Source organism: Pseudarthrobacter xylosi (genome assembly GCF_055412765.1).
In genome coordinates this window covers 537,415-563,229 of sequence record NZ_JBVAYT010000002.1, presented here as the reverse complement: position 1 = coordinate 563,229, position 25,815 = coordinate 537,415, and the positions used below count along the sequence as shown (strand labels likewise).

Here is a 25,815-nt window from a genome sequence, read left to right as displayed (position 1 = left end):
GCCACAAGGCCAGCCACAGGCAGCTACAGACTAGCCGATCCCGATGGCTCCCGTCAGCATTCCCACACCCAGCATGACGAGGCAAACGACGGCGGCCCGCCACAGGACCTTTTTGTGGTGATCGCCCAGGTCAACCTTGGCCAGGGAGACCAGGAGCAGGATGGCGGGCACCAGCGGGCTCTGCATGTGAAATGGCTGTCCGGTAATGGAGGCACGGGCCATCTCTGCGGCACTGATGCCGTAGTGCGCGGCCGTCTCGCTCAGGACGGGAAGCACACCGAAGTAGAAGGCGTCATTGCTCATGAAGAATGTCATCGGGATGCTGAGCACGCCGGTAATGACGGCCATCAGCGGGCCCATGTTGGACGGGATGATCTGCACCAGCCACGCGGACATGGCCTCAACCATGCCTGTGCCGGTCAGGACGCCGGTCAGGACTGCGGCAGCCATGACCATGCTGACCACTGCGACGATCGACGGTGCGTGGGCCACGATCTGCGCGGCCTGGTCCTTGACGTGGGGGAAGTTCACCAGCAGGGCGATTGCGGAACCCACCATAAACACGTAGGGCAGGGGAACGAGATCGGCGATGAGCATCGCCATGACGGCCACGGTGAGGCCCAGGTTGAACCACTGCAGCTTGGGTCGAAGGGTCTTGCGGTTGGGGTCCAGGGCGGTGTCTGCCATGGCAGTGTCGTTGTCGTCTACGAGGTCTTCAGTGCGCTCCAGCACAGCGACGCCAGTCATCGAAGCTGTACTTCCGACGGCGGGGCCTCCCGTTGCGGGAACAGGTGCGGAACCTCGGCCGGAAGCATTGCCGGAGCCGCCGTTGCCGCCAGCCGGAGTGCCGCCGTCGAACGCTTCAGCGGTAAAGGGTTCTGCCGAGGACGGCACTCCCCAGATTTCCGGCGCCGTGGCCCGGAGGCGGTTGCGCTCCTGCAGGCCGAGCACCCAAGCAAAGACCAGGACGACCGCCAGGCCTGCGATGAGGGACGGGATCATGGGGACAAAGACGTCATTGACGTCGATTTTCAGGGCGCTGGCGGCGCGGGCGGTGGGGCCGCCCCACGGAACGATGTTCATGGTGCCGTTGGCCAGGCCGGCCACGCAGGTGAGGACAACCGGGCTCATCTTCAGGCGGAGGTAGATCGGCAGCATGGCTGCGGTGGTGAGGATGAACGTGGTGGAGCCGTCACCATCCAGGGACACCGCGGCTGCCAGGATGGCAGTGCCGAGAACCACCTTGGCGGGGTCGTTGCCCAGCTTGCGGAGGATGAACTTCACCAGCGGGTCGAACAGCCCGACGTCGATCATCAGGCCGAAGTAGATGATGGCGAACATCAGCAGCGCCGCGGTGGACGTCATGGCCTTCATCGAATCCAGCACCATGTCTCCGATGCCCAGTCCGGCGCCGGCAAAGAGGCCAAAAACGGTGGGGACGATGATCAGCGCCAGTACTGGCGTCAACTTCTTCGTCATGATCAGCACCATGAATACCGCGATCATTGCGAATCCAAGTAATACCAGCACGGCCGGCTCCTTCATGTGAACAACGCCACCGCAGTGTGACGCGTGCTACAGACATTAGGGTGGTGGACGTCACGGCAGTGCCTTTGCCTCAATTGATTGGCATACTGCTTATTCGGAGCATTTTGCGCATTGTGCTCACACTCAGGCCCAAGGAAGGGAGGACCATGCCGCGTTCGTCACGCACACGGGCATTGCGGTTCTCCACCCAGACGCTCCTCCTTCAGTTGGGCGTAGTCCTGCTGGTGGTGCTGCTCAGCGCCACTGTCCACGCCTGGCTGACGTACGACCGGGTGGGCCGAGAGGCGGAAAACCAGGCACTGACGCTGGCCCGCGCCGTCGCTGCGGACCCTTCGGTGCAGGCCAATGTCCTGGCCATCAGCGAGGGCGCGGGCACTCCCCCGCCCGCCGTGCTCCGCGCCGGACCGCTGATGGCGGCCGCCGAGTCGATCCGGACCCGGACCGGGGCACTGTTTGTGGTGATCACCGACGAGACCGGCCTGCGACTGGCGCACCCAGACCCGGACCGGCTGGGCGAGAAGGTCAGCACCGATCCGTCAGAGGCCCTCGCCGGCCAGGAGGTCACCACCAGGAACACCGGGACACTGGGCCCGTCGGCCGGCGCCAAGGTTCCTGTTTACGCGCCCGGCACCGGCACCAGCACCAGCACGGGCACCGTCGTGGGCGAGGTCAGCGTGGGCTACTCCATGGAGAGCGTGGGCCAAAGCGTTGCCCGTGACGTCGGACCCGTGGGGTTGACCGCCGCGGGTGCGCTGCTGGCAGGCGTGCTGGCCTCGTTCCTGCTGCGGCGGCGGCTCCAGCGGCTGACCCTGGGGCTGGAGCCCGAGGAAATCAGCACGCTGGTGCACGACCAGGTGGCCGTTTTGCAGGGCGTGGACGACGGCGTCATCGGCGTTTCGGCCGACGGCAGGATCAGCGTGTTCAATGCAGCCGCGCAGCGCCTTCTGGAGCAGCCGGACCTTTCGGGGACGCCGTGGGCCGACGCTCCGGTACCCGGGCAGCTCAAAGCACTGACCCGGCCGGACGCCGCGGAGGCGGACGCCATTGAGCTGGTGGCCGGCGGCAGTGTCCTGGTGGCCAGCGCGCGCAAGGCCCTGCACCGAAGCGAGGACCTGGGCTGGGTGGTGATGCTCCGGGACCGCACCGAACTCCAGCAGCTCACCCGGCAGCTCGACGCCGTCGGCACCATGTCCACGGCCCTGCGCGCGCAGCGCCACGAATTCGCCAACCAGCTGCACACCATCGCCGGCCTGATGAGCATCGGGCAGCACCAGCAGGCCCGCGATTACCTGGCCGGCCTGGCCGCCACGGGGCCGCTGAAGTTCCCGGTGGACCAGGCGGAACTGTTGCAGGACCCCTACTTGCAGGCCTTTGTGGGTGCCAAGGGGGTGGAGGCCGATGAGCGCGGCGTCACGCTGCGGATCGGGCCCGAAACCCTGGTCCGCGGCCAGGTCACCGAGCCGCAGGACGTGACCACGGTGCTGGGCAACCTGATCGACAACGCGGTCAACGCCGCCGTCGCCGGCTCCTCCCCGGACCGCTGGGTGGAGCTGGAGGTGCTGGATGAACCGCACGACGACGGCGGGACCCTGCACATCGTCGTCGCCGATTCGGGTGACGGGCTCGCCGCCGGGACGGTTCCGGAAGGGGTCTTTGCCGAAGGATTTACGACGGCAGCTGGCCCTGGACTGGCGGCTCCGGCTACTGCCGGCGGACGGACTATTGGTGCACGGACCAGTGGCGGGCAGGGGCTGGGCCTTGCCCTGGCCCGGAAGCTGGCCCGGCGCCGCGGCGGGGACGTCCGATTGCTGGAGCCGGGGACACCGGGCGGACCCGGGGCCGTGTTTATGGCGTCCCTGCCACGCACAACGGCGGGGACAACCGCCGGGACACCAGCGGGGACCACGGATTTGGTTGGAAAGGACAAAGATGCCTGAAGATTTCAGGGTGCTGATTGTGGATGACGATTTCCACGTGGCCAAGCTCCACGCCGCCTACGTGGATTCGGTGGCGGGGTTCCTGGCGCTGGCGCCGGTGGGGTCGGCCTCCCTGGCCCTGCAGGCGATCCACAGCCTCCGCCCGGACCTGGTGCTGCTGGATGTTTACCTGCCGGACGCGTCAGGGCTCGACCTGCTGCAGCAGCTCGACGTGGACACCATGATCCTCAGTGCCGCGTCGGACGCCGAGTCGCTGCGGAAAGCATTCCGCCGCGGTGCCCTTGGCTACCTGTTGAAGCCCTTTACAGCCGAGTCGCTGTCGCAGCAGCTGCGTTCGTATTCCCGGTACCGCAGGCTGCTGGCCCAGCCCGGGGCCCTGGACCAGGGCGCCGTGGAGCGGGCCAAACGGGCACTGATCCCCGGGGACGTGGCGCCGTCGGTCAAGCCCCGCTCCGCCACCGAGGCCGCAGTGCTGGAATCGCTGGTCGCCGGCGAGCAGTACTCGGCGGTGGAAGTGGCCACCCGGGTGGGGGTTTCCCGGGCGACGGCGCAAAGGTACCTGTCCTCGCTGGCCGACGACGGCGCCGTCGACATCCAACTGCGCTACGGAACCACCGGACGCCCCGAGCACCGCTACAGCCTCCCGGCCCAGTAGTCCCCCACCCCTTAAGCGCGAACGTACACTTGAGGCCCCAAATCCACCGATTTTAGGGCCTCAAGTGTACGTTCGCGCAGGCTGCGGGCGGATGTCTGTCCCGCGCGAGGCCTTCTAGCTGGCGCTCTTCTGGGCCACGAGCTCGATTTCGACGAGCATCTTCGGGTCAAGGAACGGCAGGACGTGCACCAGGGCAAGGGTGGGGCGGATCTCGCCGAAGACCTCGCCATGGGCGCGGCCGGCCTCTTCCCACTTGCTGATGTCCGTCAGGTACAGCTTGGACTGGACCACGTCTTCGAAGCTGAAGCCGGCCTCGGCCAGGACCACGCCGAGCTTCTGCAGGATGTACTGGGTCTGCGCGTAGAAGTCCTCGCCCACAATGCCGTCCTCGCCGCTGGCGGCCGTGGCGGAAATGTACAGCGTGTTGTCCACCTGGACGGCGCGGGAGTAGCCGAGGGTCTGCTCCCAGACGGAGCCGGTGCCGAATGTTTTGCGCATGGTGGGCCTTTCAGTGCCGAAAATGAGTCGGCACCACTTTAGGTTGGCTGGACGTCAAGCCGGTAAACCAGCAGCTTTATGTCGGTACCCGGAATCAGCCAGTCGCGCTCGGGGACACGTTTGAAGCCTGTCTTCCGGTAAAGGCCATGGGCACTCTCCCAGGTCCCGCCGGTGGTGAGGGCCACGCCGGTGATTCCCGCCAGCGACTTGGCATGCTCAATGATGGCTTCCACCATGGCCTTGCCGGCGCCGCTGCGCTGCACCGCGGGATCCACCACCAGCATCCGGAACTCCAGCTCATCCGGAAGGGCAATATCGGCGAACGGTTCGCCGGCGAGGGCCAGCGTCACGGAACCCACCACTCGCCGGTCACGCTCAGCAACCCAGATGGTGGCCTTCGCCGCCCGGGCGGCAACATCCTGGATCTGCTGCATATAGGGATGGTCCGCGCTGCCGAAATACCCTGCTGCCAGGTACGAGTCCACGGTGATCCTGGCTATGGCCTGGAAGTCTGCCTCAACGGCCGGTCGGATGGTTATTTGCGATTGCACCTGACAATGCTAGTGGCGCAACGGAGTCACAGCGGAAACTTGCCGGACAGCGCCAAAGTCCCCGCGCAGGTCCACGCGGCGAGCCTGTCCTCGTCGGCGGGTCCACCGTCCAGCGGACTGGCCAGCCGGGGACGCCGGACCCAGCAACCGGCTTCCTCTGCAATCAGCGCACCGGCGGAGAAGTCATGTTCGTTAAGCCCGCGTTCTCCGTAGGCGTCGTGAGTCCCGTCAGCCACCATGCAGAGGTCCAGCGCTGCGGAGCCCAGCCGCCGGACGTCCGCGAATCCGTCCATCAGGCTGCCCAGCAGTGCAGCCTGCTCGGAGCGTATGGCGGGGTCGTAACTGAAGCCGGTGGCGAGGATCTGCCCGGCACGGTCCGGCGCCGGTCCCTCGAGCTGGGTCACCCGGCCGCCCTCTTCCAGCCACGCACCCTGGCCGCGGGCAGCGTAGTAGACGCGGCCCAGCGCCGGGGCGTTGACGACGCCCGCCAGCCAGACGCCGTCGGAATCCGCCACGGCCACGGAGGTGGCGTAGTAGACAATGTTCCGGATGAAGTTGGTGGTACCGTCCAGCGGGTCGATGGACCAGCGATATCCGGTGGGGGCAGCGGGCCGTGTGGTCCCATGCTCCTCGCCCGTGATGGTGTCCTGTGGACGGGCGGCCATGATGGCATCCCGAACCGCGTTCTCCGCGGCGACATCAAAGGCCGTAACCCAGTCGCCGGCGTCGCCTTTGTTGCTGACGTCCAGCGCTTCGCCATTGCGGGACGCCAACACGGCGGCGCCGGCGGCGGCTGCTTGCCGGGCCACAGCAAGCAGCTCGGTGTTGAGATCCGGATGGCTCATTCGGCTGCCTCTTCTGATTCCGTGGACGTCGGTATGGGCGTGGCTTCGGCAGCGGGCGCCGGGCCGTTGGCAAGCAGCTCGCGGAACCCGTCCTCGTCCAGGACGGGAATTCCGAGCTGTTCGGCTTTGTCCAGTTTGGTGCCTGCGCTTTCGCCGGCGATGACGTAGCTGGTGTTTTTGGAGACTGATCCGGCCGCTTTTCCGCCCCTGATGAGGATGGCTTCCTTGGCCTCGTCCCGGCTGAAGTTCGGCAGGGAACCGGTAACCACAAGGGTCAGCCCTTCCAGTGTCCGCGGCATGGAGTGGTCGCGCTCGTCCTCCATACGGACTCCGGCGGCGGTCCAGCGGTCAACGATTTCCACGTGCCAGTCCTCGGCGAACCACTCCTTCAGTGCGGCCGCGATGGTTGGGCCGACACCGTCCACGTGGGCCAGATCTTCCTCGGAAGCGTTCCGGATGCCGTCCATGGTGCCGAACGCTGTGGCCAGGGCCCTTGAGGCGCGGGGACCAACGTGCCGGATGGACAGGGCAACCAGCACCCGCCACAGCGGCTGCGCCTTTGCCTTCTCCAGCTCCACTAAAAGCTTCGCGGTGGTCGCCGTAGGCTTGGACGGCGTCTTGGCGGTTGCCTTTGTCCAGAAGTACGGGACCAGCTCGAAGACACCGGTGCCCACGCCCTTGGAACGTTTCTCGCGCAAGATCCGCACGTGTTCCAAGTCCGCCGCGGTCAGGGAGAAGAGCTCAGATTCGCTCACCAGCGGGCCCGGCTTAGGCTCGGCCGGATCCGTAAGTGCAACAGCAGCTTCCCCGCCGAGGGCCTCGATGTCGAAGGCACCACGGCCGGCCAGGTGCGCGACGCGCTCCGTCAGCTGGATGGGGCAGGATCTGGAATTGGGACAGCGGATGTCGATGTCGCCCTCTTTGGAGGGGGCAAGCTCCGTGCCGCAGGACGGACATACAGCGGGCATCACGAAGTCACGCAGTTCATCCTCGCGGCCTACACGCAGCGCCATCACCGGACCGACGATCTCCGGGATGACGTCCCCGGCCTTGCGCAGCACCACGACGTCGCCGATCAGCACGCCCTTGGCCTTGACCACGTCCTGGTTGTGCAGCGTGGCACGGGCAACGGTAGACCCTGCAACCTTCACCGGCTCCAGCACCCCGAACGGGGTCACACGGCCGGTGCGGCCCACCTGGACCTGGATGTCCAACAGTTTCGTGTGGACTTCCTCCGGCGGGTACTTGTAGGCCACGGCCCAGCGGGGAACGCGTGAGGTGTAGCCGAGGGCACGCTGCGTTGCGAAGTCGTCGATCTTGACCACAATGCCGTCGATTTCGTGCATCAGGCTGTGCCGTTGCTCACCATAGCGCTTGATGAAGGCGAGGATCTCCGGCAGGCCGCCGAGAACCTCGAAGTACGGGCTAATGGGAAGTCCCCACTGTTCCAGCACGGCATAGGTCTGGGACTGGCTCAGGGTTTCCAGCCCTTCGCGCGCACCGATTCCGTGGACAAACATCCGCAACGGACGCTTGGCGGTTTCCGCAGGATCCTTCTGCCTGATCGAACCGGCGGCGGCATTCCTGGGGTTGGCCAGCGGCGCCTTGCCGGCTTCGATCAGTGCCTCATTAAATTCCGCGAAGGCCTTGGACGGGATAAAGACCTCGCCCCGGATTTCCACCTCGGCGGGAAATCCAGTGCCCGTCAGTTCGGTCGGGATTTCCTTGATCGTCAGGACGTTGTGGGTGATGTCTTCACCGGTGGTTCCGTCACCCCTGGTGGCAGCCCTGACCAGTTTCCCGTCTCGGTACAACAGGTTGACCGCGAGGCCGTCAATTTTCAGTTCCGTGAGCCACGCCAGCTGGGCGGTGTCCCCCAGCTTGCTGACGCCGGCCTCGGCCTTGGTGATCCAGGCTTCCAGTTCCTCCAGGGAAAAGACGTCCTCGAGGCTGTACATCCGCTGCAGATGTTCGACGGCGGCGAACGCGGCTGAGACTTCCCCGCCAACCTCCTGCGTGGGCGAGTCATTGGCTACCAGCTCCGGATGCAGTGCCTCGATCTCCTCCAGGCGCCGGAACAATTCGTCGAATTCAGCGTCCGATACCAGGGGTTCGTCCTCCTGGTAATACGCAAACCGGTACTTCCTGACCTGATCCGTCAGGTTTTCGTATTCTTCGCGCACTGACCCGGCGGGGACGGCGTCCGGCTCGGTAAGTTCCTCAGTGCTGTTTTCTGTTTCCTCTGCGGGGACCGGTGCTGTGCTCACAGACCTATCTTGCCCTACCGCCCCGACAATGCGCCCAAACGCCCACTGCGCCGCCTTGGCCCCTGTTGTTAAATGCCGCGGGGGCCCGGACACTGTGATGTGTCCGGGCCCCCGCGTCAGAGCTTCCGCGGTTAGCGTGAAGCCTGGTCCTGCTCGTTGGCGTTCTTGGTGGCCTTCTGGCCGGCATCCTTCAGCGCCTGGATGACCTGGTTCAGCGCCGCGGTGTGCGTGCCTGACCATTCGCCACGGAAGTGGGTGGCGTCCGGGCCTTCCCAGTTGGTGCTGTCCAGCACGCGGGAGAGGTTGGATCGCTGCTGCTCAATCTCGCCGGCACCGGCCTGCAGCTTGCTGCCAAGAGTCCTGAGCTGTTCTACATCTGCGCCCCAAATAGCCATCAGTTTTCTCCTCGTTGTCTTGGATCCGATCCAGATCGGCATCCCCAGTGGCCTCCGGCTGATCCGGAAGATCCATTACCTAGAACCTATCCCGGCCCAAAAATACTGTCGATGGGCACCGCTGCCCATGCACCACTCCCCACGCCGCGGAACCTGGTCAGTGTGAGGCGAGGCGGTTCCGGCTCCACCACGCGAAGGCCAGGCCGGCCACGCCCACCAGCAGCACGCCTCCCATGATCGCCAGCAGTCCGAGCCCGCCGAAGAGGCCTGAGTCGTCGTTCCGGGTAACGGCGGCGGCCTGGGTGGGCTTGGCCGACTTGGTGATGGGCTTGTTCCAGTTCGATTCCGTGGAGGCAGTCGCGGACGACGACGACGGCGGGCTGGGGATGGTGGTGGTGGGCGCGGCCGACGTCGATTCCTCAGTCGGCGAAACGCTTGGTACCGGGGCGAGGGTGGGAACCGGTTCCGGGGCGGGCACCACGGGCGCGGGCGGCGGGGCCGGAGGCTCAATCACCGGGGCCGACGGTGAGGGCGTCTCCGTTGGTTTGACCGGACGGGACGGCGTCGGGTCATCGTCCGGGCCGCACAGCACCACACAGGGCATTTTGCTACTTTGACCGTCGTCGGCCTGCGCCGGAGCCGCCGCCGAAAAGCCAACCAGGAGCGCCAGCACCGCAACGGCCGCAGCAGCGGACACGTCGCGGAGCACGGATGAAGATCGGATCATGGTTACCTTTTCGACAGCACGCGGCACCCCCTTGCCACAGCGAACAGTGTTTCCGGTAGTCTCCTACAACGCGCCACGGGCCCGCAAATCCCTTGGATCTACGGGCCCGTGGGAAGCAACGGCTCAGCCCCTGTTTTCCGGTGGCAAGGCAATCTGCAGTTTGCGTGCCTTGCCGCGGCCCACAATGTAGCCTCGGCCCGGTATGAACTCAGGACTGACGCGCCCCAGCGACGTGTTGAGCAGGCTGTCCCCTTCGATGTCGCCCGGGTTGATGAGCAGGCCCCGGCGTCCGGATTTGAAGGGCTGGGCGAGAGACCAGGCCGAGGACCAGGTTGACGTTTCCGATTCGCCGACGACCCACTGGTCGGCCTTGATGGACGCCGTCACGAGCTGCGAAACGCCAGATTCCGCAACGGTATCCGTGAACTCGGTCAGGCCTTCGATGAAGATCGCCAGTTTCCCGGGGTTCCCGGAGGAGTGCTCCGTGAGGTCCTCGATGATCTCGGCCAGGTCATCTGCACCCACCACCGAGCGGTTCCAGAGCGGCAGCGAAGCCACTGCAGAGCGCCGCGAGCCGATGTACACCAGCTCCGTGTCCGGATTGGATCGGCGCAAGGCGTAGGCCAGGGTCACCAACGCCACTGTCCTGCCCGCCCCCGGCGGACCGGCCAGCAGCAGCGGGCCCTGGGCCATGATCTCGGCCGGCTGCAGGGTCTCGTCGTCGACGCCGATGACGGGAAGGTCCGGGCTGCCCGCAGGCAGCACGTCCAGGTCCACCTGTTCGGGAAGCCGCTGGATTTTCGGAGCCGATTCCAGCCCCTGGCGCAGCATCGCCTGGCTGAGCTTGTGGACCTCGCGGGCCTGCAGCGCCAGGTTGGAGTTGCCGCCCAGGACGGCCAGCTGGACCTCGTAGCCGCCCAGCATGCCGCGCCCCGGCGGTGAGGAGCTGGTGAGGACATCCTTGGCGACGTCCATGGACATGTAGTCGTCCTCGGACGTCAGCCGCAGCACCAGCCGGCGCTGGATGGAAGCCAGCAACGTCGCGGGTACGGCATTGGGCCGGTCACCGGTAACCACCAAGTGGATCCCCAGGGGACGGCCGTCGGTGGCCAGCTGCAGGAAGATGTCCCAGAGCGCGGACAGGCGGCTGAATTCATACGTCTCGCGGAACGCCGACATGCCGTCCAGCAGCACGAAGATCCGCTTCTCGTCCGGGCGGTTGGCCAGGGTCCGGTACTCGACGATGGTGGAGGCCCTGACTTCGGCGAACCGGGCGGACCTCTCGTCGGCGATGTCCCGGAGCAGGCGGAGCAGGCGGCCGACGCGTTCAACGTCGTCACCGTTGATGATCTCGCCGACGTGCGGCAGCTCTTCGAGCATCTTCAGTCCGGAGGAGCCGCAATCTATCCCGTAGATGTGCACCGGTCCGCCCCGGGGCGTGACGGCGGCGGCAATCGCAATGCCGCGCAGGGCAGCGGACTTGCCGGAGCCGCCCGTGCCGTAAATGGCCATGTTGCCGTCCTGGTCCGGCTCGTAGAACACCGTGGGCTGTTCCTGGCGGGCAGGATCATCCGCCACGCCCAGCAGCAGCCGTTCGTCCGTCCGGGGGTTCGGGAGCTTGGAGAAGTCGTACGTCTTGGCCAGCTCGTCCAGCCACGGTTTGCGCGGCGGCCGGATGGCCAGCGACTCCGCTGCCCTGACGATGTTGGTGGTCATCCTGGCGATGTCGTTGGGTCCGGCGGGGGCTTCCTTGACGGGTTTTTCCGGGGCCGGCGCCTCCCAGCTGGGTCCTGACCCGAAGGCCATTTCCACGATGTCGATCTGTGGACGCTGGGGCTTCTCCGTGGTCCAGCCGCCGGCATAGCCGGTCTGGAACCCCTGGATGCGGCCGGGCCCGGTCTTGGCGGCGCCGCGGCCCGGGATGGACGGGTCGAAGTATGCCGCATCAGGCACGCCGAGAATGTCGGTGGCGTCATCCTCGTCCGCCATGCGCAGGGCAACCCGGAGGTTGGTGTTGGCGCGCAGGCTGTCCTTGATGACACCGGCTGGCCGCTGCGTGGCAAGGATCAGGTGCAGGCCCAGGGAACGGCCACGGGCCGCAACATCAACTACGCCGTCCACAAATTCGGGGACTTCGGTGGCCAGCGCCGCGAATTCGTCCACAACGATGATGAGGTACGGCGGTGCTTCCGGGTCGGCTTCGCGCTGGAGCCCGAGCAGGTCTTTGGCTTTCTTGCGGTTCAGCAGGTGCTCGCGGTAGTGCAGCTCTGCACGGAGGGAGGTCAGGGCGCGGCGGACCAGGTGCTGGGACAGGTCGGTGACCAGGCCCACGGTGTGGGGCAGGCTGAGGCAATCGGCGAACGCCGCCCCGCCCTTGTAGTCCACAAACAGGAAGCTCACGCGGTCCGGGCTGTACGCGGCAGCCATGCCCATGACCCAGGACTGCAGGAACTCTGATTTGCCGGCGCCGGTGGTGCCGCCGACCAGGGCGTGCGGGCCCTCGTTCTTCAGGTCCAGGTAGAGCGGCTCGATGCCCTTGGAACCCACCAGCGCCCGGAGGGTGCCGTTGTCCTTCCGGTTGGGAACCGCGGAGGCATGGACTGAATTGTTCTCGACCCACCGCTCCGCCACGGCCTGCGGGTTGTCCAGGAAGTCCTTGCCGATCAGGGTGGCGTAGGAGACCGCACGGGGCAGGTCGGAGTCGTCGCTGACCGGCTTGCCAACGTCCACCACGGGCGCCAGCATCCGGGCCAGCTGGGCGGCCAGTTCGGCGTCGAGGCTTTCGCAGCTCACGGGGTAGGTGTGCCGTCCCAGCCGCACCTGCCCGGTGGTGGTGCCGTTTTCGCCGTCCACCACCATAAAGTCCCGGCAGGCGGCAGGCAGTGCCTGGATGTCGGTGGCCACCCACATCACGTGGACGCCGGAATCCGGCCCTCGCTCGGCAAGGCGGGTCAGCCTGCCCCGGTCCACCGGAGCGTCGTCCTCGACGATGACCAGGACCGCCGGCAGCACCGGCGACGGGATCTCGTCCTTGGCCGGGTCCACGGATCCCCGGTGTTCGGGAGTGGAGCGCTTGGCCATGGCTTCCCGTGCGTCGAGCAGGTCCTCGAGCCTGGCCACCAGGGAGGAGCCGCTGGCTGAACCGGCGGCGAGGTGGTCGCCGTTGAGGGGACTGTGGCCGGAGCCCACGTGGGGCAGCCACTGCAGCCAGTCCCAGCGCTGCCGGGACTGCGCCGACGTAATGGCTGTCACCACGGCCTCCGCGGGCGAATGCAGCCCCACAAACTGCAGGACCATGCCGCGGGCAACGTCGTCCACCAGGCCCCGGGCCCCGGCCACGCCGAAGGACCCGGCGGTGCGCAGCTGGGAGACCACCGGGACACCCTCGATGTCCCTGAACTGCTTCAGGCAGTCCTGGATCTCGCGCATGAATTCAGCTTCGGTGTCGTTGCTGTTGGGTTCCTCGAACAGGATGCGTGACGTTCCGGTGCCGAGCCCGAACCGCAGGCCCAGGAAACCGGTGTGCTCAGGGCGGTGGGTCCACAGCAGCGGACCGAGTTTGTAGATGGAATCCACGGTATCACTGACCGACGGCGCTTCCTGCAGGCGGACCGCGCGTTCCACGTGCTGCAGTTCGGTGATGTCCTGCCGGAACGCGGCCATGGACTCCCGGAACTGTTTGAGCTGTTCCTTCTGCTGGCGCCTGGTCTGCATCTTGTGGTCCACATAGTGACCCACAATGAACAGCGGCATCATCATCATGAACACCACCGACAGGATGTTCCGCGTGACCGCGAACATAATTCCGCCCATCAGCAGCGGCGCCATCAGCATGATGTACGGGAACGGCTGGTGGTCCGGACGCTTGGGTCCGGCCGGTGGCACGCGCTTGGGCGCCTCAAAGCGGGGAACCACCCGCGGGGAGCGGTTGAAATCGACAAGGGGCGACGTCGGTGCTGCCGCCTGGTTGCGGCCCAGCGGCACCACGGTGACGGTGGTCTCCCCCAGTGTCACCGTGTCGGAGGAGTTCAGGGTGGCACGGGTGACCGGCAGGCCGTCCATCAGGAGGCCGTTGGCGGAGTTCGTGTCCACGATCTCCACGCTCTCGCCCACGGTGATGCGGGCGTGGCGCTTGGAAGTCAGGGGGTCCGTGAGCCGGATGTCAACGTCCCGGTCGCGGCCGATGTAGCTGGTGCCGGAAGGCAGCGAAAATTCCTGGCCGACGTCGGGCCCGGAAAGGATCCGCAGGGTGGCTGCGGCGGGTCCGCGGTTGGCGCCGGGGGCGTCGAAAAGTTCGCTGACTTCGGTCAGTGACACCACGGAACCGGGGCGCAGGCCCGATTCCAGGAGGTTGTCCGCGCGGGTCAGGACGCTGCCGCGCATGCCGCCGCCCACAAATGCCTCGTCGATGCGGAGCGATAGGTTTTCCGGTGCCGGCGATCCCTTGCGGTCGGGGTCCGCGACCCAAAGCTGGGTGGCGATATCCGCCACAGTGGCCAGGCCGTCGACGGTCACGGCCAGGTCCTTGGTTTCCGCCGGGTCCCGGCGGAGTGTCAGCCGGATCCTCATCCTTCGTCCACACCCCTCATCTTTTCCAGTAAGTGCAAATCGTCGGGCGTGACCAGGTGGGACGTGACGGCGTGTTCGACGAGCCTCGCCCGCCGGTTCGTGGCCAGTTTCCCGCCGCCGCCGCGGAGGCCCACCACGCCCACACGGTCAAGTTTGTCGCAGACGTTATCCAGCTTCCGGTTAAACCGGGTGAGTGCCCAGCCCAGGGTCTTGGCCGCTGCAGCGGAGGACGGGATGGCGCTGAACCCGGTCCCTTCGCGCCGGAGCATGGGTTCGGCCAGAGCCACGATGAGTGCCCGCTGGGAGTCGGTGAAGACCACGGGCCCGATGGTGGTGTCGCCGTTGCTGTCGTCCTCGCGTGATTCCTGGCGGAAGGACGGCGTCTTAAGGTGCACGGCGAACTCATACGTGGTGGGCCCGGCGGTGAAAATGACGTTCGTGTGGCTGAACACCAGCGGGATACGCGCTCCCGGCGACAGCCAGGCCTGCATCCCGCCGGAACCGTCGGCGACGGTGGCGGACAGCATCCCGCCCACATTGCTTAGCCACCAGATCCCGTCGTAGCGGGCCACCTGCAGGAACTGACGGTGAAGGTATGGGTTGTCGTCCACTTCCAGGTCGCCTTCGCGGCCGATGTTGAAGATTTCCTCATCGGACGGTTCGTACCACTCACCACAGAAATCTATTGCTAGATCCCCCATTTTCCGTGCCTCCTCGTCGGGCGGTGCCCGCGTTCACTAACGATTCCGGTCTGCTCTGCCGTCACTTGCGGATGCAGGCGATCGAGTCTTCTTCCAACGGTGAGAACGCGCCGTCGCTCCTGACGATCATCACCTGGATACAGGTGGGTTCCGTCGGATTCAACGCCACCTGGGCGGTTGGCTCGGCAGTGGACTGGTACTCGCCGTTGCTGCCCAACGCGTAGACCCGCCACTTATAGGCGTCACCCGATTTTGGCTGCGGATTGGTCCACGTGAAGGTCGCCTTACCGGAGGCATCCACTCTCCCCGCCAGATCCGCGACGTCGGGAACTGTCCCGTTGTCCAGGGCATCCACCGGGGGTTTGCTGACTTGGCCGGTCTCTTCGACCTTTGGCGCCGGAGCCGAGGACGCCAGCACGATTCCGACAATGATGGCGAGGACCAGCAGCGTTCCGCCCGCGGCGGCGAGCCACACGTTGCGCTTGCCGTGATCGGGCGCCACTTCAGGGGCGGTTTCCGTGACCGGGGCGGGACGGCTGATCGTCGCGTCGATCTCGGGCTCGGCCCCCGCCGCCTGGTTGCCCTGCGCGCCGGGGCGGCCGGCCTGCTGGCCGGACTGTGCAGGAAGGAGCCCTGGGCGCTGGACAGTTGCGTCCGGCGCTGACCCGTACTCCGCCGCCGGTGCACTGCCGCGGAGCATCGTGGCATGGGCCCACTCCCCCGTGGGGCTGTTGCCGTCCTGGCTGCCGCCGACGCGCTGGCCGGCCTGCTGGCCGGCAAAGAGGTTGCCCGGAACCTGGGGCCGGGGCCCTTCCGAGGCCGCAGTGGCCGGGGGAAATCCGACGGCCGGAATGCCCGACGGCGGCGCACCGGTTCCGGGCCGTTGCGGCCGGGTGCGCGCCGGGAAAGTAGGGGCGCTGCCGGTCCGCTCCGGATCGATGGCCGCGATACTCCGGACGCGGGTTTCCTCGAAGCCGTCATCGGGGTGGTTTTCTTCCAGTTGCTGCTCTTCGAGTACCTCGAAGGGCGTGACCGAAAGGTTCAGTTCGGCCTGGATCCGCTGCAGGGCGAGGGCAAACGCGTGGGCTGAGGAGTACCGGGACGCCGCGGACTTGGCCATTGCCGTGGAGAGTGCCCGCTCCAGTGACTCCGGAACGTCGGCCCTGCCCAAGCGCGGCAGCGCCGCGCTTGTTATCCGCGAGATCAGTTCGCGCTGGGAGTTATCAGTACCTGGCATCACAAACGGCGACCTGCCGGCCAGCAGGGTGTACAGCGTGGCGCCCAGTGCCCAGACATCCACCATCACGCCGTCCACGGGGCCGTCCGCGAACTGTTCCGGCGGGGACCACGGAATGGACATCCCGGCGTCGTCGTCGGCGTCGCCGCCCAAGGTGCCCGAGATCCCGAAGTCCGTCAGTGCCGGCCGGTTGTAGTCGGTCACGAGGATGTTTGCGGGCTTGATGTCCCGGTGGGCGATGCCGGCCCGGTGTGCGGTCTCGACGGCGGAGGCCACCTGGATGCCGACGGCCAGGACCTCATCAACGCTGAAGCGCTGACGGCGGTACCGGACGTCCAGGCTGGGCCTGGAGCAGTACTCCATGGCCAAGTAGGAGTGGCCGGCCTCGGTCACCTCGGCCTCGAAGATGGTCACGATGTAAGGGTGGGAGGAGAGCTGGGCCATCAGGTTGGCCTCGGACTCGAACCTGCGCCGGGCACCCTCGGTCTTCAGGTCCGACAGCAGGACCTTGACCGCCACTTTCCGGCGCGGCCGGTCCTGTTCGTAGAGGTAGACGTCGGAGAACCCGCCGGAGCCGAGCAGGCTGATGTACGTAAACCCCGGGATGGGGGGCGGCGGCGCAACAGGCCGTTTGGAACTCAAAGAATCTCCTCAAAACGCAATGAGATGTCGTCACCCAATTCGGCGATGTCGCCGTCGAGCAGGATGGCCATCTCATTCTGGGCCAGGCGGCGGGGCGGCTGGCCCTCGCGGACCAGGACCGTGCCGTTGGTGGCCTTCAGATCGCAGAGCATCACGTGCCAGCCTTCCAAACGCACTTCCACGTGGGAGCGCGAGATGTCGCCGCTGGGGCTGGCCACCTGGACCAACCTCGGCATAACTCCACCGTGAACCCGGGAAACAGACGGCTGCCGCCCAATGACCAGCGACTGGTCCAGGTCAACCAGTGCACCCGTCGAGACCCGCATCCGGCCCAGCCGTGGCCGGGCCACCTGGACAGCATCGGCGGGCAGCGGCGAGCCGCAGGCAGCGCACTGTGCGTGGGTGGGCGGGTTGGCGTGTCCCTGGTCGCAGACCCGGGCCAGCACCAGTGGGCCGGCTGCGGAATCCGGCTCGGGAGCGGGGGCCGGATGCGCGGCCATTCCGGCGAGGTCGCTCTTCATGATCGTGTGTCCGTCATGGTCCCCATCCACGGCGTCCGGGTCTGCTGCATTTGCTTCTGCCGGCACGTCCGCCGGGGGCGGATTCGAAGGGGGCAGATTCGACGGCGGCAGATTCAACTCCGGCAGCCCGGACGACGGCGCCGCCTGGGCCGCAGGTGTGCTCCCGCCGGTCCGCCACGGGACCGAGTCGATGAGTCCGCCGATGGTCCGGGCGGCCGCCGCGGCTGCAGGCGTTGGGGCGGGTGCACCTGCCAATTCGGGGGCAGGTGAAGCCGGGGCCAGGCCGGCCGCTGCGTCCGGCTTCCCGTCAGCGTCCGCATCTGCCGCACCGACCGGCGCCTGAGCAGCGTCGATTGGTGCCGCAGGGGCGCCGTGATCTTCCTCGGGTTCGTCCCGGACCGCCGCGTCCTCGATGCGGCGGACCACAGTCCGTTCCCAGAGGTGGTCATAGCTGCCGGTCATTTCGTGGGCCGGGACCTGGTCAGGATGGGCGGTGGGCTCCGGATCCGGCTCGGGTTCAAGGTCTGTGTGGGGCTCCGGCGCTTCGGCGGCAAAGCTGGAGTCATCGTCCATAACCCCCATCACCGTTTCGTCCGAGACCTCCCGGTCCGGTTCCGGTTCGGGTTCAGGTTCAGATTCAGGCGCGGGTTCCGGTTTAGGTTCAGCTTCCGGCGCGGGTTCGGGTTCTGCTTCAGTTTCAAGGGCCGGTTCAGGGTCGGCTGCCAGGACGGCACCGACAGGCTTAGGTTCGGCGTCCGCCACGAGGACGACGGCGGCGGCAGGGGTGGGTGCCTCATCCTCAACGGGCAGGCCGGACGAGGCCATAACCTCGTCCACCGGACTGGCGGTGAGCGACACTGTCAGCGACTCCAGCAGGACCACGCCTTCGCTGAGCGGCAACACTTCTCCGTGCTGGCCGTTCCCGGCTACGGTGAGGCGGTACCACTCGGGGGTGTCAAGGCGTCGCTCCGTCCAGGTGGTGACGTCCCGCCCGTTCAGGTCCAGGGGGCCGCCGGGCAGCTGCACGGTCAGGTCCAGGTCGCCGCGGAGGAAGACCCGGAGCGCGTCACCGGAATCGACTATCCCGAACGACGGTATCTGAGCCAGCGAAACGCCGAAACTGCTGGTGACGGCGTGGAGTACTTCGTGGACTTCCGGGGCATGCTCCAGCAGTTCCCACAGGGACTTGACCAGGGCGGGCGGGGTTCCGGGCCCAAGGAGGACTACAGTGTTGGCCCGGACAACACCGAGCCAGGTGCCCGCGGCGTACGTTGCGATGGCCATGTCAGCGTTCCCCGCTTCGATCGTCCTGGCCGGCCGGCCGGCTGGCGTCAACAATCTGTCCCCTGGGCAGTGTCACTTCCTCCGCCGCGTCAGCGGCGGGGCGGGGCGCAGTGACGGCGATGCCGCCGTCGTTCATTACGTTCCTGGCGTCCACCACAATGACGGTGACGTTGTCCCGTCCACCGTTGCGGAGCGCAGCCTGGATCAGGGCATCCACGGCGTCCTGCGGGTGTCCGACGGTGCTGAGGATCCGGGAGATGTGCTCGTCCGTAAGTTCGCCATTGAGTCCGTCGGAACAGACCATGATCCGGTCGCCCTCTTCAACGGGCAGGAGCCAGTAATCAGCTTCGATCTCGTCCCCGGTCCCCAGCGCCCTCGTCACGACGTGGCGGCGGGGATGGACGGCGGCTTGCTCCGGAGTGATTTCACCGGCGTCCACGAGTTCCTGGACCTCCGAATGGTCCACGCTGACCTGCTCAAAGCGCCCTTGGCTCAGCCGGTACGTGCGAGAATCCCCGATGTTCATGACCAGCCAGTACGGCATGCCCATCTGTTCCACCACAACGGCACCGGTGAGTGTGGTCCCGGCGCGGGCGCCGGTCACCTCCCGGATGGAACTGTCGGCGCGGAGCAGGTATTGCTGGAGCACTGCCGCCGTGACACTCCGCTCCCCGGTGGCGAGCTGTGGCATGGCAGCGAGGGCGCGCACGCACATGCCGCTGGCTATCTCGCCGGCTTCGTGTCCGCCCATGCCGTCTGCCACGGCGAAGACGGGGTCGGAGGCGATGAAGGAATCCTCGTTCAATTCGCGGCGCAGCCCACGGTCCGTGCCGTAGCCGTAACTCAGGCTGAGGCCGGTTCCGTGGTCTGCGTCAGCTGAGTCGCTGGCGGGCTGGGAGTTCATGCCTGTCCTAGGTGGAAGGAGCGGTCACCAAAGTGGACAGTGGATCCCGGGCTGACAAAAGCGGGCACGCCCGGCTGCAGCGGCGTGCGCAGGCCGTCCGGCGTGGTGACGGCGCTGCCGTTGGTGGAGTTCCGGTCAGTCACCCAAATACCGGCACCGTCGGTCAGCACGTGGAGGTGCGTCTTGGAGATCGAGCGGCCGGGATCAGTGATCGCCAGAAGCTGGGCCTGCTGCTCCCCCGCCTGGCCCAGGGGGTTCCGGCCCACCAGGACGTTGCGGTCGAGCTGGAAGTCCCGGCCGTCGTCGAGCTTAATCCGCAGCACTGCGACGGGCGCCGCATACGCTGCGCCGCCGCGCATCTGCGTACGGTCGAGGTCGTCATCGGGATGGGACTGGGTGCCCGGCGCGGGAACCGCCGGGGCTGCGGCCTGCGCCTGCGGCGCCTGAAAAGGAGCGGACGACGGCGGCACGTACGGCTGGGGTGCAAACGACGTAGGTGCGGATGCCGGCGGCGCGTCCGGCTGCGGAGCGTCTGGCTGCGCGGGCTGTTGTACCGGCGGCTGCCACTGCTGCGCCGGTGGCTGGGCCACGGGCGCCTGGGCGTTCCCAACCTGCGGCGGCTTCGCGGCCCCCGCCACTGGCGAGGCGACCTGCTGGACAGGCGGGAGGTCCAGGGGCGCGAAACTGTACGGCCCCTGGATGCCGCCGGAGGTGATGGGGTTGCGGCCGTCCTTAACGTCGAACACCAGTGTTTTCGCCGCGGTGTCATGCCAGCCGCGGAGCCTTCCATTGCGGTCCCAGGTGTTGGAAACCACCACCAGCACAGCCCACACGGTGCCGATCAACAGCAGCGGGCCGAGGATGAAGACGGCCACATCAAACCATTTGAAGATGACGACGGCCACGGCGGCCAGGAGCGCCAGGATGATGCCCGCGCCCGTGATGAGGCCGCGCAGGAACACTCCTCCGCCGCCGGGGGCGTAACCATCCTTGTCAGCGCTGCGGATGCCCATGACATGGTTGCCGAGGGTCTTCCCGGAGCGGCCTTCCATGCCCGACAGCACCACCAGATACACCAGCGTCAGCCCCAGGCCGATGCTGCCGAACAGGACCAGCGAACCGGTGTCATAGATGATGAAGCCGCCGCTTTGCGTGCGGGTGATGCCCGCGAACCCGATGGCAAAAGTCACCACCAGGACCGCGACGGGGGCCAGCCAGTCGAGCACTGCTGCGCCGAGCCGTTTTCCCGCCGTGGCCGGAACAAGCTCAAGATTGGCTGCCATTCCCGTTCCTCCCCCTGGAGCCGTTTGTACTACCGGGATAGTACCGGGATTCTGGCTGGCGTGCGCCGCCGCACGGTCCATCACAGCCCGCTGCGCGTGGTCCACGTTGCGTCCGCTGCGTGCTGCCCTGTTGGGCAGCGGAGCACCGCATGCCGTACAGAACGTGGCGCCGCCCCGGATCAGTTGCTGGCACCGCTGGCAGCGCTCGGCCTCGTTCATCATGATTCAGTGGGATTCTTCCTGCCAGGGTTCCGCAGAACGGTGGACTCATCAGGCTCCGACGCCGCCGTCCCGGTTCCGCTTTCCTGAGTTGCCGGGTTCGGGGTTCCGGCAGCGTCCGGGCCGGTCTCCACCCTACCGGGGGCCGACCGCCATCCGGCGGAACCCTGGCCCGACGGACGCACCAGCGGACCCAGCCCGAGCCTGGCGCCACGCAGCTTAAGGGCGTTCCGGCCATCGGCCAGCAGCGACCGGGGCGAGAAGCGGGCCTGCTGGCGCCGCCAGAACCCTACAGTTCCGGTCATCTCCTTCAGCGAGCCGTCCACGATGGTCCAGTACTCCCGGACCTCCTCCTCGCTGGGCTGGCCGGCACCGAAGATGGAGGCATCCGCCCGGTGCGCGAGCATGGTGGTGGTCTGACCGGTTGCGGGGAACGAGTCAGCGAGCACCACTGCGCTTTCGCGACGGGTGGCGCGCGTGTCAATGCCGGCACCCATGTCCGTAGCGAGGCTCACCACTTCGTTCCAGCCGCCTCCCACACGCTGTGCGGGGTGCCCCTCCGTGAGGCGGGCCTTCCGGCGCCGTGATTTCAGGAGCGCGATCAGCAGCAGCGGCAGCGCCAGGATGGACAGCGGGATCAGGGCAATGCCAAGGGCACCGAGGAGGGCACCCCAGAAGAGCCACGGATTATTTTTCTTGTCGTCGGCGTCCAGGGCGTCCGGGGAGGAATCCGGCGGAAGATCGGCCGGTTCCTGCGGCGGGGGCGGCGGCTGCAGCACCTGTGGCTTGGGTTTGGACTTGTTCTCAGGGTCCGGCGGGATGGGGACGTTGTCCTTGGGCGGCGTAGGGTCGAAGCTGACCCAGCCCACCCTGTCGAACGCCACCTCAACCCAGGCGTGGACGTTTTTGCCCAAGATCTTTACCTCGCCTGCGCCGTTCTCCGGGCTAGTCGGATCGGGGTAGAAGCCCATGACCACGCGTGACGGGATCCCCAGGTGGCGGAGCATCAGCGACATGGACACGGCATACTGCTCGTCATCGCCGAGCATCTGCTTGGCGGTCAGGAGGTTCCTGATCCGCGACGAGCTGTGGCCGGACACGCTGGGCAACTGACCGTCGGCGACCAGGCCGTTGCTGAAGGCACCCGTCTTTTGGAAATGTGCCTCAACCTGGCGGACCCGGTCAATCGCGGTGGGTGCATCGGCTGAGAGGTCGTTGGCCTGTGACCCCACCACCGGCGGGACCTCGACAGCGTCCGGCAGCGTAACTTTCGCGAAGTCGTACTGGGTCAGCTGGCCGTGTTCTAGCTTCACGGGATCGGACACCTGGACACTGTAGGAATCGCCCTTGGAAAGGCCCTGTGTGGTCACTGCGGTATCGGTGCCCGCGTTGAAGTACAGGCCCGACGCCGCCGCGGAGGCACTCTGGTCAAAGCTCAGGCCGGTGGTCTTCCGGCCGCCCGGGACAAAGTAGCCCTGGTAGTCCTCGATGGTGATGTCGATGGAGTAGTCATTTGAGGGGACGATGCCCGAGGTGTCGGCCAGGGTGTTGATGGATTCGGTGTCCCCCACCTTGCTGAAGCTGCCGGAGCCGTTGGGGTCCATGTTGTAGTTGGTGCCGTTGAAAGCATCCAGGGCCCCCAGCCGGACACGGCCGTCCCGGGGCAGTCCTTTGACCACAAACAGGGTGTCGTCCTTCTTGTCCTTGACGAACGTCCGGAAGCTTGCCAGGGGCGTGATGTAGTCCTTGGGATCGAACGGCGGAACCACTACGTTGCGCAGGACCTTGCGGTCACCGCCGGCGGTTACCAGGGGCGCCGCCACCGCGGTGATGGCGACGCTGGCGGCGATCACGGCGGCGGCGGTGCCCAGCCGGCGGAGCTTGGCCCGCTGGGCTGTGGCGGCATCGGTCTGAGGACGGTTGACTGACACTTTGCGGGTGTCGCTGCGCCGCAGCGCGTCGCGGCGGAAGGTGGCCCAGGTGATCGCTATGACGGTGAGCCCGATGCCGCGCTCCACCGTGAGGAAGGCTGCATTGGTGCTGAAGGCGATGCCCGTGACGAACAGCACCAGCACCGGAAGCAGCGGCCAGTAAGGGGTTTTCAGCCGCCAGGTGAGGATACCGCCAACCAATGCGGTGAGCAGCGAACTCAGGAAGGGGACGATCAGGACGCCGCCTGCAGACCCCACCGGAACGCCCACCGTCAGCATGTCCTTCCAGGCGAACACCACGCCCAGGAGCAGGGTCCGCAAGGAGTCAAGGCTGGGCGCAAAACCGGCAATCGCCGCGTCCGGGACTGCGAGGAGCGTGCCGAGCACCAGGTAGGCCCCCAGCGCGAGGGCTGTGGTGATCAGCAGACCCAGCCGAAGGTGCGCGTTGGCGGCGGCGATGCCGAGGCCCAGAAGGATACCGCCGAAGCCCGAGACCAGGTAGTACGGGTCGCCGCCGAAGCTGAGGCTGAAGCCGAGCAGGCCCAACCCCAGCAGGACGGTGAGTGCGCCGGCGTCGAGCACAAAATGCCAGACGGGCTGGCCGTCGGCGAACGAGGATTCATGCTGCCGCTGCTGCGGGCGGGGCCGGAGGCCCGGTGCGGAGCTCATGCGGCCGCCTTTCTGAGGACGATGGCGAGGTCAGCGAGGTCGCCGAGGGTCAGCACGGTCAGGTCCGCGATGTTGGCGCGGCCCGGTGCGGCACCGATCTGGAGGCGCACTGCCAGGCTCCTGACGCCCAGCGGCACGGAGGCCGCGGCCGAACGGAGCTGGGCGGGTGTCACGTTGCTGCCCACCACAAAAAAGACAACTGACGCGTTGGGAACCGTGTCGGCCAGGGTGCGGGCGAGGTCGACGGCGGTCCGGCGCATGGGTGCCCCGGCGATCCGGGTCATGTCGTCCAGCATGTTCCGCCCGGTTTCGCAGCGCAGCGGGCCCTTTTGGGTCAGGACGTCCAGTTCGCGCTGCTCGCGGATGGCTTGCCGCCCGATCGAGGCAGCCGCTGAAATGGCCATTTCGAATTCCTGCTCTGACGCGTACTCGTCCGTGTTGATGGACAGCGAGATGGCCAGGTGGGCGCGCCGGGTCTCCTCGAACTGGCGCACCATCAGCTTGTTGGTCCGCGCGGTGGTCTTCCAGTGGATGTGCCGCCTGTCATCGCCCGGTACGTAGTCGCGCAAGGCATGGAAGGACACGTCCGCGCTGGAAAGGTCAGTGGTGGGCATGCCCTCGAGGTCGCGGATGAATCCGGCGGCGGAACCGGCCAGGGCCACCGTCTTCGGGTGCACAAAGAGGTCCTCCGGTTCCGTCCACAGCACCTGGCGGCGGAGGAGGTGAAGGGGGTCGGCCCGGACGGAGCGGACAGGGCCCACCACGATGACGGCGCGGCGGGCGGTGGGAATGGTGAAAAGGTCCTCGTGCACCTGTGCAGGCTTCATCCTCGGCAGGTGGAACACGGCGGTGGCGTTTCCCACCGGCAGCTCCAGGGCAGCCGGCAGCAAGGGCCGGGCCGACGTGTTGGAGACGGCGATGCTTCCTACCGCGCTGTCCCCCACCGCAACCCGGGTCCGGGCAAGGTCCAGGACCACGCCGTAGGAGGACCGGCCCAGGATGAACCCGATGGCGATCAGGAAAAGGACAAAGGCTGCGATGGCAGCGGCTTTGGCCTCTTGCCAGCCGAAGGCCTGGCCGGCGGTCCACAGCAGGATGGAGGCGGCCAGGACAGACCAGCCAAGGACGCTGACCACCGACAGGACAGGCCACACGTAGCGCAGCCACAGGCCACGAACCTTCTCCCACGCGGGTGTGAGGGCGAGGGCGGCCGTGCTCGTGGCCTCGGCCCACACTGACGAAGGATGCAGCCTGGTGGGTCTGCCGTTCCGGTGGAAAGGTTGCCGGAGACGTTCAGCAAGCCGGGTCAACGGAGTGCTGGTGGACATAAATGTGCCTTTGTTCGCGCTGGTCAGTGGTGGTCTGGAACTCCGTCGGAGCGTCAGACGGCGGCGCGCTGCTGCGGTGCCGCGATGTCGGACAGGACCCGGGCCAGGACAGCCTCGGGGGTGGCGCCGGAGAACTCAGCCTCCGGGTCCATCACAAACCGGTGCGTCCACACAACGGCGGCCAGTTCCTTGATGTCGTCCGGCAAGACGAAGTTCCGTCCTTGCCCCGCGGCCCAGACCTTGGCGGCGCGGACCATGGCGATGGCGCCACGCACGGAGACGCCCAGCCTGGTTTCAGGCGCACTGCGGGTCTCTTCGCAGAGCCGGGAGATGTATTCGAGGACCGCCGTGTCCACGTGCACGGTGGCAGCGAGGTCGGCCATGTCCGCCACGGCCTGGGTGGTGATTACTGCGGAGATCTCTTTCGAGCGGTCCTTCAGGTTCGAGCCGCCGAGCAGCTGGACCGTGGACGCGTGGTCCGGATAGCCGATGGAGGTCTTGATCAGGAAGCGGTCCAGCTGCGCCTCCGGCAGGCGGTACGTACCGGCCTGCTCGATCGGGTTCTGCGTGGCCATCACCATAAACGGCCGGCCGGCCTCGTACGTGACGCCGTCCACGGTGACCCGGGATTCCTCCATGACCTCCAGAAGTGCCGACTGGGTCTTCGGCGATGCACGGTTGATCTCATCGGCCAGGACGATGTTGTTGAAGATCGGGCCCTTGTGGAATTCGAACTTCTGCGTTTTCTGGTCGTAGATGGTCACGCCCGTGACGTCCGAGGGCAGGAGGTCGGGGGTGAACTGGATGCGGTTATTTGAGCCCTGGACCGTGGCGGCCATGGCCCGGGCCAGCATGGTTTTACCGGTGCCGGGAGCGTCCTCGAACAGCACGTGCCCCTCCGCCAGCATCGCGGTGAAGGTCAGCCGGATGACGTGGTCCTTGCCCAGGACGGCTTGTCCCACGTTTGCAACGAGCTTGTCGAAAGTGCCTGCAAACCATTCGGCCTGCTCGGTGGTCATGGTCATGAAGTTAAGTCCTTTTCTGTTCTTGGTGGAAAATCATCGCGGCCCCGGTTCCGGTCCCGCAGTGTCCGTCGGTCAGCCC

At 66.8% G+C, this 25,815-nt stretch carries 18 protein-coding genes; 2 read left to right on the top strand and 16 right to left on the bottom strand.

From position 1 onward, the window contains the following. Positions 1-30: 30 nt before the first annotated feature. Positions 31-1,530 carry a CitMHS family transporter gene (locus ACZY1F_RS06555; protein WP_463940944.1) on the bottom strand — a complete coding sequence of 500 codons (1,500 nt, stop codon included), beginning with the start codon at positions 1,528-1,530 and terminating at the stop codon, positions 31-33. A 164-nt stretch (positions 1,531-1,694) separates the two neighbouring features. On the opposite strand from ACZY1F_RS06555, the gene ACZY1F_RS06550 reads away from it, so the two are divergent. Further along, positions 1,695-3,485, top strand: a complete 1,791-nt coding sequence (locus ACZY1F_RS06550; protein WP_463940942.1) for a sensor histidine kinase — start codon at positions 1,695-1,697, stop codon at positions 3,483-3,485. Further along, entirely contained in the window at positions 3,478-4,140 is a 663-nt protein-coding gene (locus tag ACZY1F_RS06545) for a response regulator (RefSeq protein WP_463940941.1), read from the top strand. The genes ACZY1F_RS06550 and ACZY1F_RS06545 overlap by 8 nt, the downstream gene beginning before the upstream one ends. 114 nt (positions 4,141-4,254) lie before the next feature. On the opposite strand, the gene ACZY1F_RS06540 is transcribed toward ACZY1F_RS06545, so the two are convergent. The 15 genes from ACZY1F_RS06540 to ACZY1F_RS06470 form a co-directional block, all read right to left on the bottom strand. Then, positions 4,255-4,638, bottom strand: a complete 384-nt coding sequence (locus tag ACZY1F_RS06540) for a RidA family protein (RefSeq protein WP_463940939.1) — start codon at positions 4,636-4,638, stop codon at positions 4,255-4,257. 38 nt (positions 4,639-4,676) lie between these two features. After that, positions 4,677-5,189, bottom strand: a complete 513-nt coding sequence (locus ACZY1F_RS06535) for a GNAT family N-acetyltransferase (RefSeq protein ID WP_463940938.1) — start codon at positions 5,187-5,189, stop codon at positions 4,677-4,679. A 26-nt stretch (positions 5,190-5,215) separates the two neighbouring features. Next, positions 5,216-6,034: an inositol monophosphatase family protein gene (locus ACZY1F_RS06530; protein ID WP_463940937.1), complete on the bottom strand. Its 819-nt coding sequence runs from the start codon at positions 6,032-6,034 to the stop codon at positions 5,216-5,218. After that, positions 6,031-8,301 (bottom strand): NAD-dependent DNA ligase LigA, encoded by a 2,271-nt coding sequence (gene ligA, locus ACZY1F_RS06525; RefSeq protein WP_463940936.1) that lies wholly within the window; start codon positions 8,299-8,301, stop codon positions 6,031-6,033. Before ligA ends, ACZY1F_RS06530 begins: the two co-directional genes overlap by 4 nt. Positions 8,302-8,432: 131 nt before the next feature. Beyond that, positions 8,433-8,696, bottom strand: coding sequence for a WXG100 family type VII secretion target (locus tag ACZY1F_RS06520; protein ID WP_111908407.1), 264 nt, complete (start codon positions 8,694-8,696; stop codon positions 8,433-8,435). A gap of 157 nt (positions 8,697-8,853) precedes the next feature. Continuing rightward, positions 8,854-9,423 carry a hypothetical protein gene (locus tag ACZY1F_RS06515; protein ID WP_463940934.1) on the bottom strand — a complete coding sequence of 190 codons (570 nt, stop codon included), beginning with the start codon at positions 9,421-9,423 and terminating at the stop codon, positions 8,854-8,856. A gap of 123 nt (positions 9,424-9,546) precedes the next feature. After that, complete coding sequence (locus tag ACZY1F_RS06510) at positions 9,547-13,992, bottom strand: type VII secretion EssC family protein (protein ID WP_463940932.1); 4,446 nt, start codon at positions 13,990-13,992, stop codon at positions 9,547-9,549. After that, positions 13,989-14,693, bottom strand: a complete 705-nt coding sequence (locus tag ACZY1F_RS06505) for a hypothetical protein (RefSeq protein ID WP_426987062.1) — start codon at positions 14,691-14,693, stop codon at positions 13,989-13,991. Before ACZY1F_RS06505 ends, ACZY1F_RS06510 begins: the two co-directional genes overlap by 4 nt. 61 nt (positions 14,694-14,754) lie before the next feature. Beyond that, positions 14,755-16,572: a serine/threonine-protein kinase gene (locus ACZY1F_RS06500; protein ID WP_463940929.1), complete on the bottom strand. Its 1,818-nt coding sequence runs from the start codon at positions 16,570-16,572 to the stop codon at positions 14,755-14,757. After that, positions 16,569-18,377 (bottom strand): FHA domain-containing protein, encoded by a 1,809-nt coding sequence (locus tag ACZY1F_RS06495; protein ID WP_463940928.1) that lies wholly within the window; start codon positions 18,375-18,377, stop codon positions 16,569-16,571. Before ACZY1F_RS06495 ends, ACZY1F_RS06500 begins: the two co-directional genes overlap by 4 nt. A gap of 1 nt (position 18,378) precedes the next feature. Next, positions 18,379-19,281, bottom strand: a complete 903-nt coding sequence (locus ACZY1F_RS06490) for a PP2C family protein-serine/threonine phosphatase (RefSeq protein ID WP_463940926.1) — start codon at positions 19,279-19,281, stop codon at positions 18,379-18,381. Then, complete coding sequence (locus ACZY1F_RS06485; RefSeq protein ID WP_463940925.1) at positions 19,278-20,564, bottom strand: RDD family protein; 1,287 nt, start codon at positions 20,562-20,564, stop codon at positions 19,278-19,280. Before ACZY1F_RS06485 ends, ACZY1F_RS06490 begins: the two co-directional genes overlap by 4 nt. Positions 20,565-20,782: 218 nt before the next feature. Further along, the gene (locus ACZY1F_RS06480) at positions 20,783-23,383 is read right to left on the bottom strand and encodes a transglutaminase TgpA family protein (RefSeq protein WP_463940924.1); all 2,601 of its coding nucleotides are present in this window, start codon (positions 23,381-23,383) and stop codon (positions 20,783-20,785) included. Beyond that, positions 23,380-24,711 carry a DUF58 domain-containing protein gene (locus ACZY1F_RS06475; RefSeq protein ID WP_463940923.1) on the bottom strand — a complete coding sequence of 444 codons (1,332 nt, stop codon included), beginning with the start codon at positions 24,709-24,711 and terminating at the stop codon, positions 23,380-23,382. Before ACZY1F_RS06475 ends, ACZY1F_RS06480 begins: the two co-directional genes overlap by 4 nt. A gap of 53 nt (positions 24,712-24,764) precedes the next feature. Further along, entirely contained in the window at positions 24,765-25,736 is a 972-nt protein-coding gene (locus tag ACZY1F_RS06470) for an AAA family ATPase (RefSeq protein WP_282329195.1), read from the bottom strand. Positions 25,737-25,815 lie beyond the last annotated feature (79 nt).

Coding starts and splice junctions, on each gene's coding strand:
- ACZY1F_RS06550 (WP_463940942.1), top strand. CDS start 1,695: ATGCCGCGTTCGTCACGCACACGGGCATTGCGGTTCTCCACCCAGACG.
- ACZY1F_RS06545 (WP_463940941.1), top strand. CDS start 3,478: ATGCCTGAAGATTTCAGGGTGCTGATTGTGGATGACGATTTCCACGTG.
- ACZY1F_RS06540 (WP_463940939.1), bottom strand. CDS start 4,638: ATGCGCAAAACATTCGGCACCGGCTCCGTCTGGGAGCAGACCCTCGGC.
- ACZY1F_RS06530 (WP_463940937.1), bottom strand. CDS start 6,034: ATGAGCCATCCGGATCTCAACACCGAGCTGCTTGCTGTGGCCCGGCAA.
- ACZY1F_RS06520 (WP_111908407.1), bottom strand. CDS start 8,696: ATGGCTATTTGGGGCGCAGATGTAGAACAGCTCAGGACTCTTGGCAGC.
- ACZY1F_RS06515 (WP_463940934.1), bottom strand. CDS start 9,423: ATGATCCGATCTTCATCCGTGCTCCGCGACGTGTCCGCTGCTGCGGCC.
- ACZY1F_RS06510 (WP_463940932.1), bottom strand. CDS start 13,992: ATGAGGATCCGGCTGACACTCCGCCGGGACCCGGCGGAAACCAAGGAC.
- ACZY1F_RS06505 (WP_426987062.1), bottom strand. CDS start 14,693: ATGGGGGATCTAGCAATAGATTTCTGTGGTGAGTGGTACGAACCGTCC.
- ACZY1F_RS06495 (WP_463940928.1), bottom strand. CDS start 18,377: ATGGCCATCGCAACGTACGCCGCGGGCACCTGGCTCGGTGTTGTCCGG.
- ACZY1F_RS06490 (WP_463940926.1), bottom strand. CDS start 19,281: ATGAACTCCCAGCCCGCCAGCGACTCAGCTGACGCAGACCACGGAACC.
- ACZY1F_RS06485 (WP_463940925.1), bottom strand. CDS start 20,564: ATGGCAGCCAATCTTGAGCTTGTTCCGGCCACGGCGGGAAAACGGCTC.
- ACZY1F_RS06480 (WP_463940924.1), bottom strand. CDS start 23,383: ATGAGCTCCGCACCGGGCCTCCGGCCCCGCCCGCAGCAGCGGCAGCAT.
- ACZY1F_RS06475 (WP_463940923.1), bottom strand. CDS start 24,711: ATGTCCACCAGCACTCCGTTGACCCGGCTTGCTGAACGTCTCCGGCAA.
- ACZY1F_RS06470 (WP_282329195.1), bottom strand. CDS start 25,736: ATGACCATGACCACCGAGCAGGCCGAATGGTTTGCAGGCACTTTCGAC.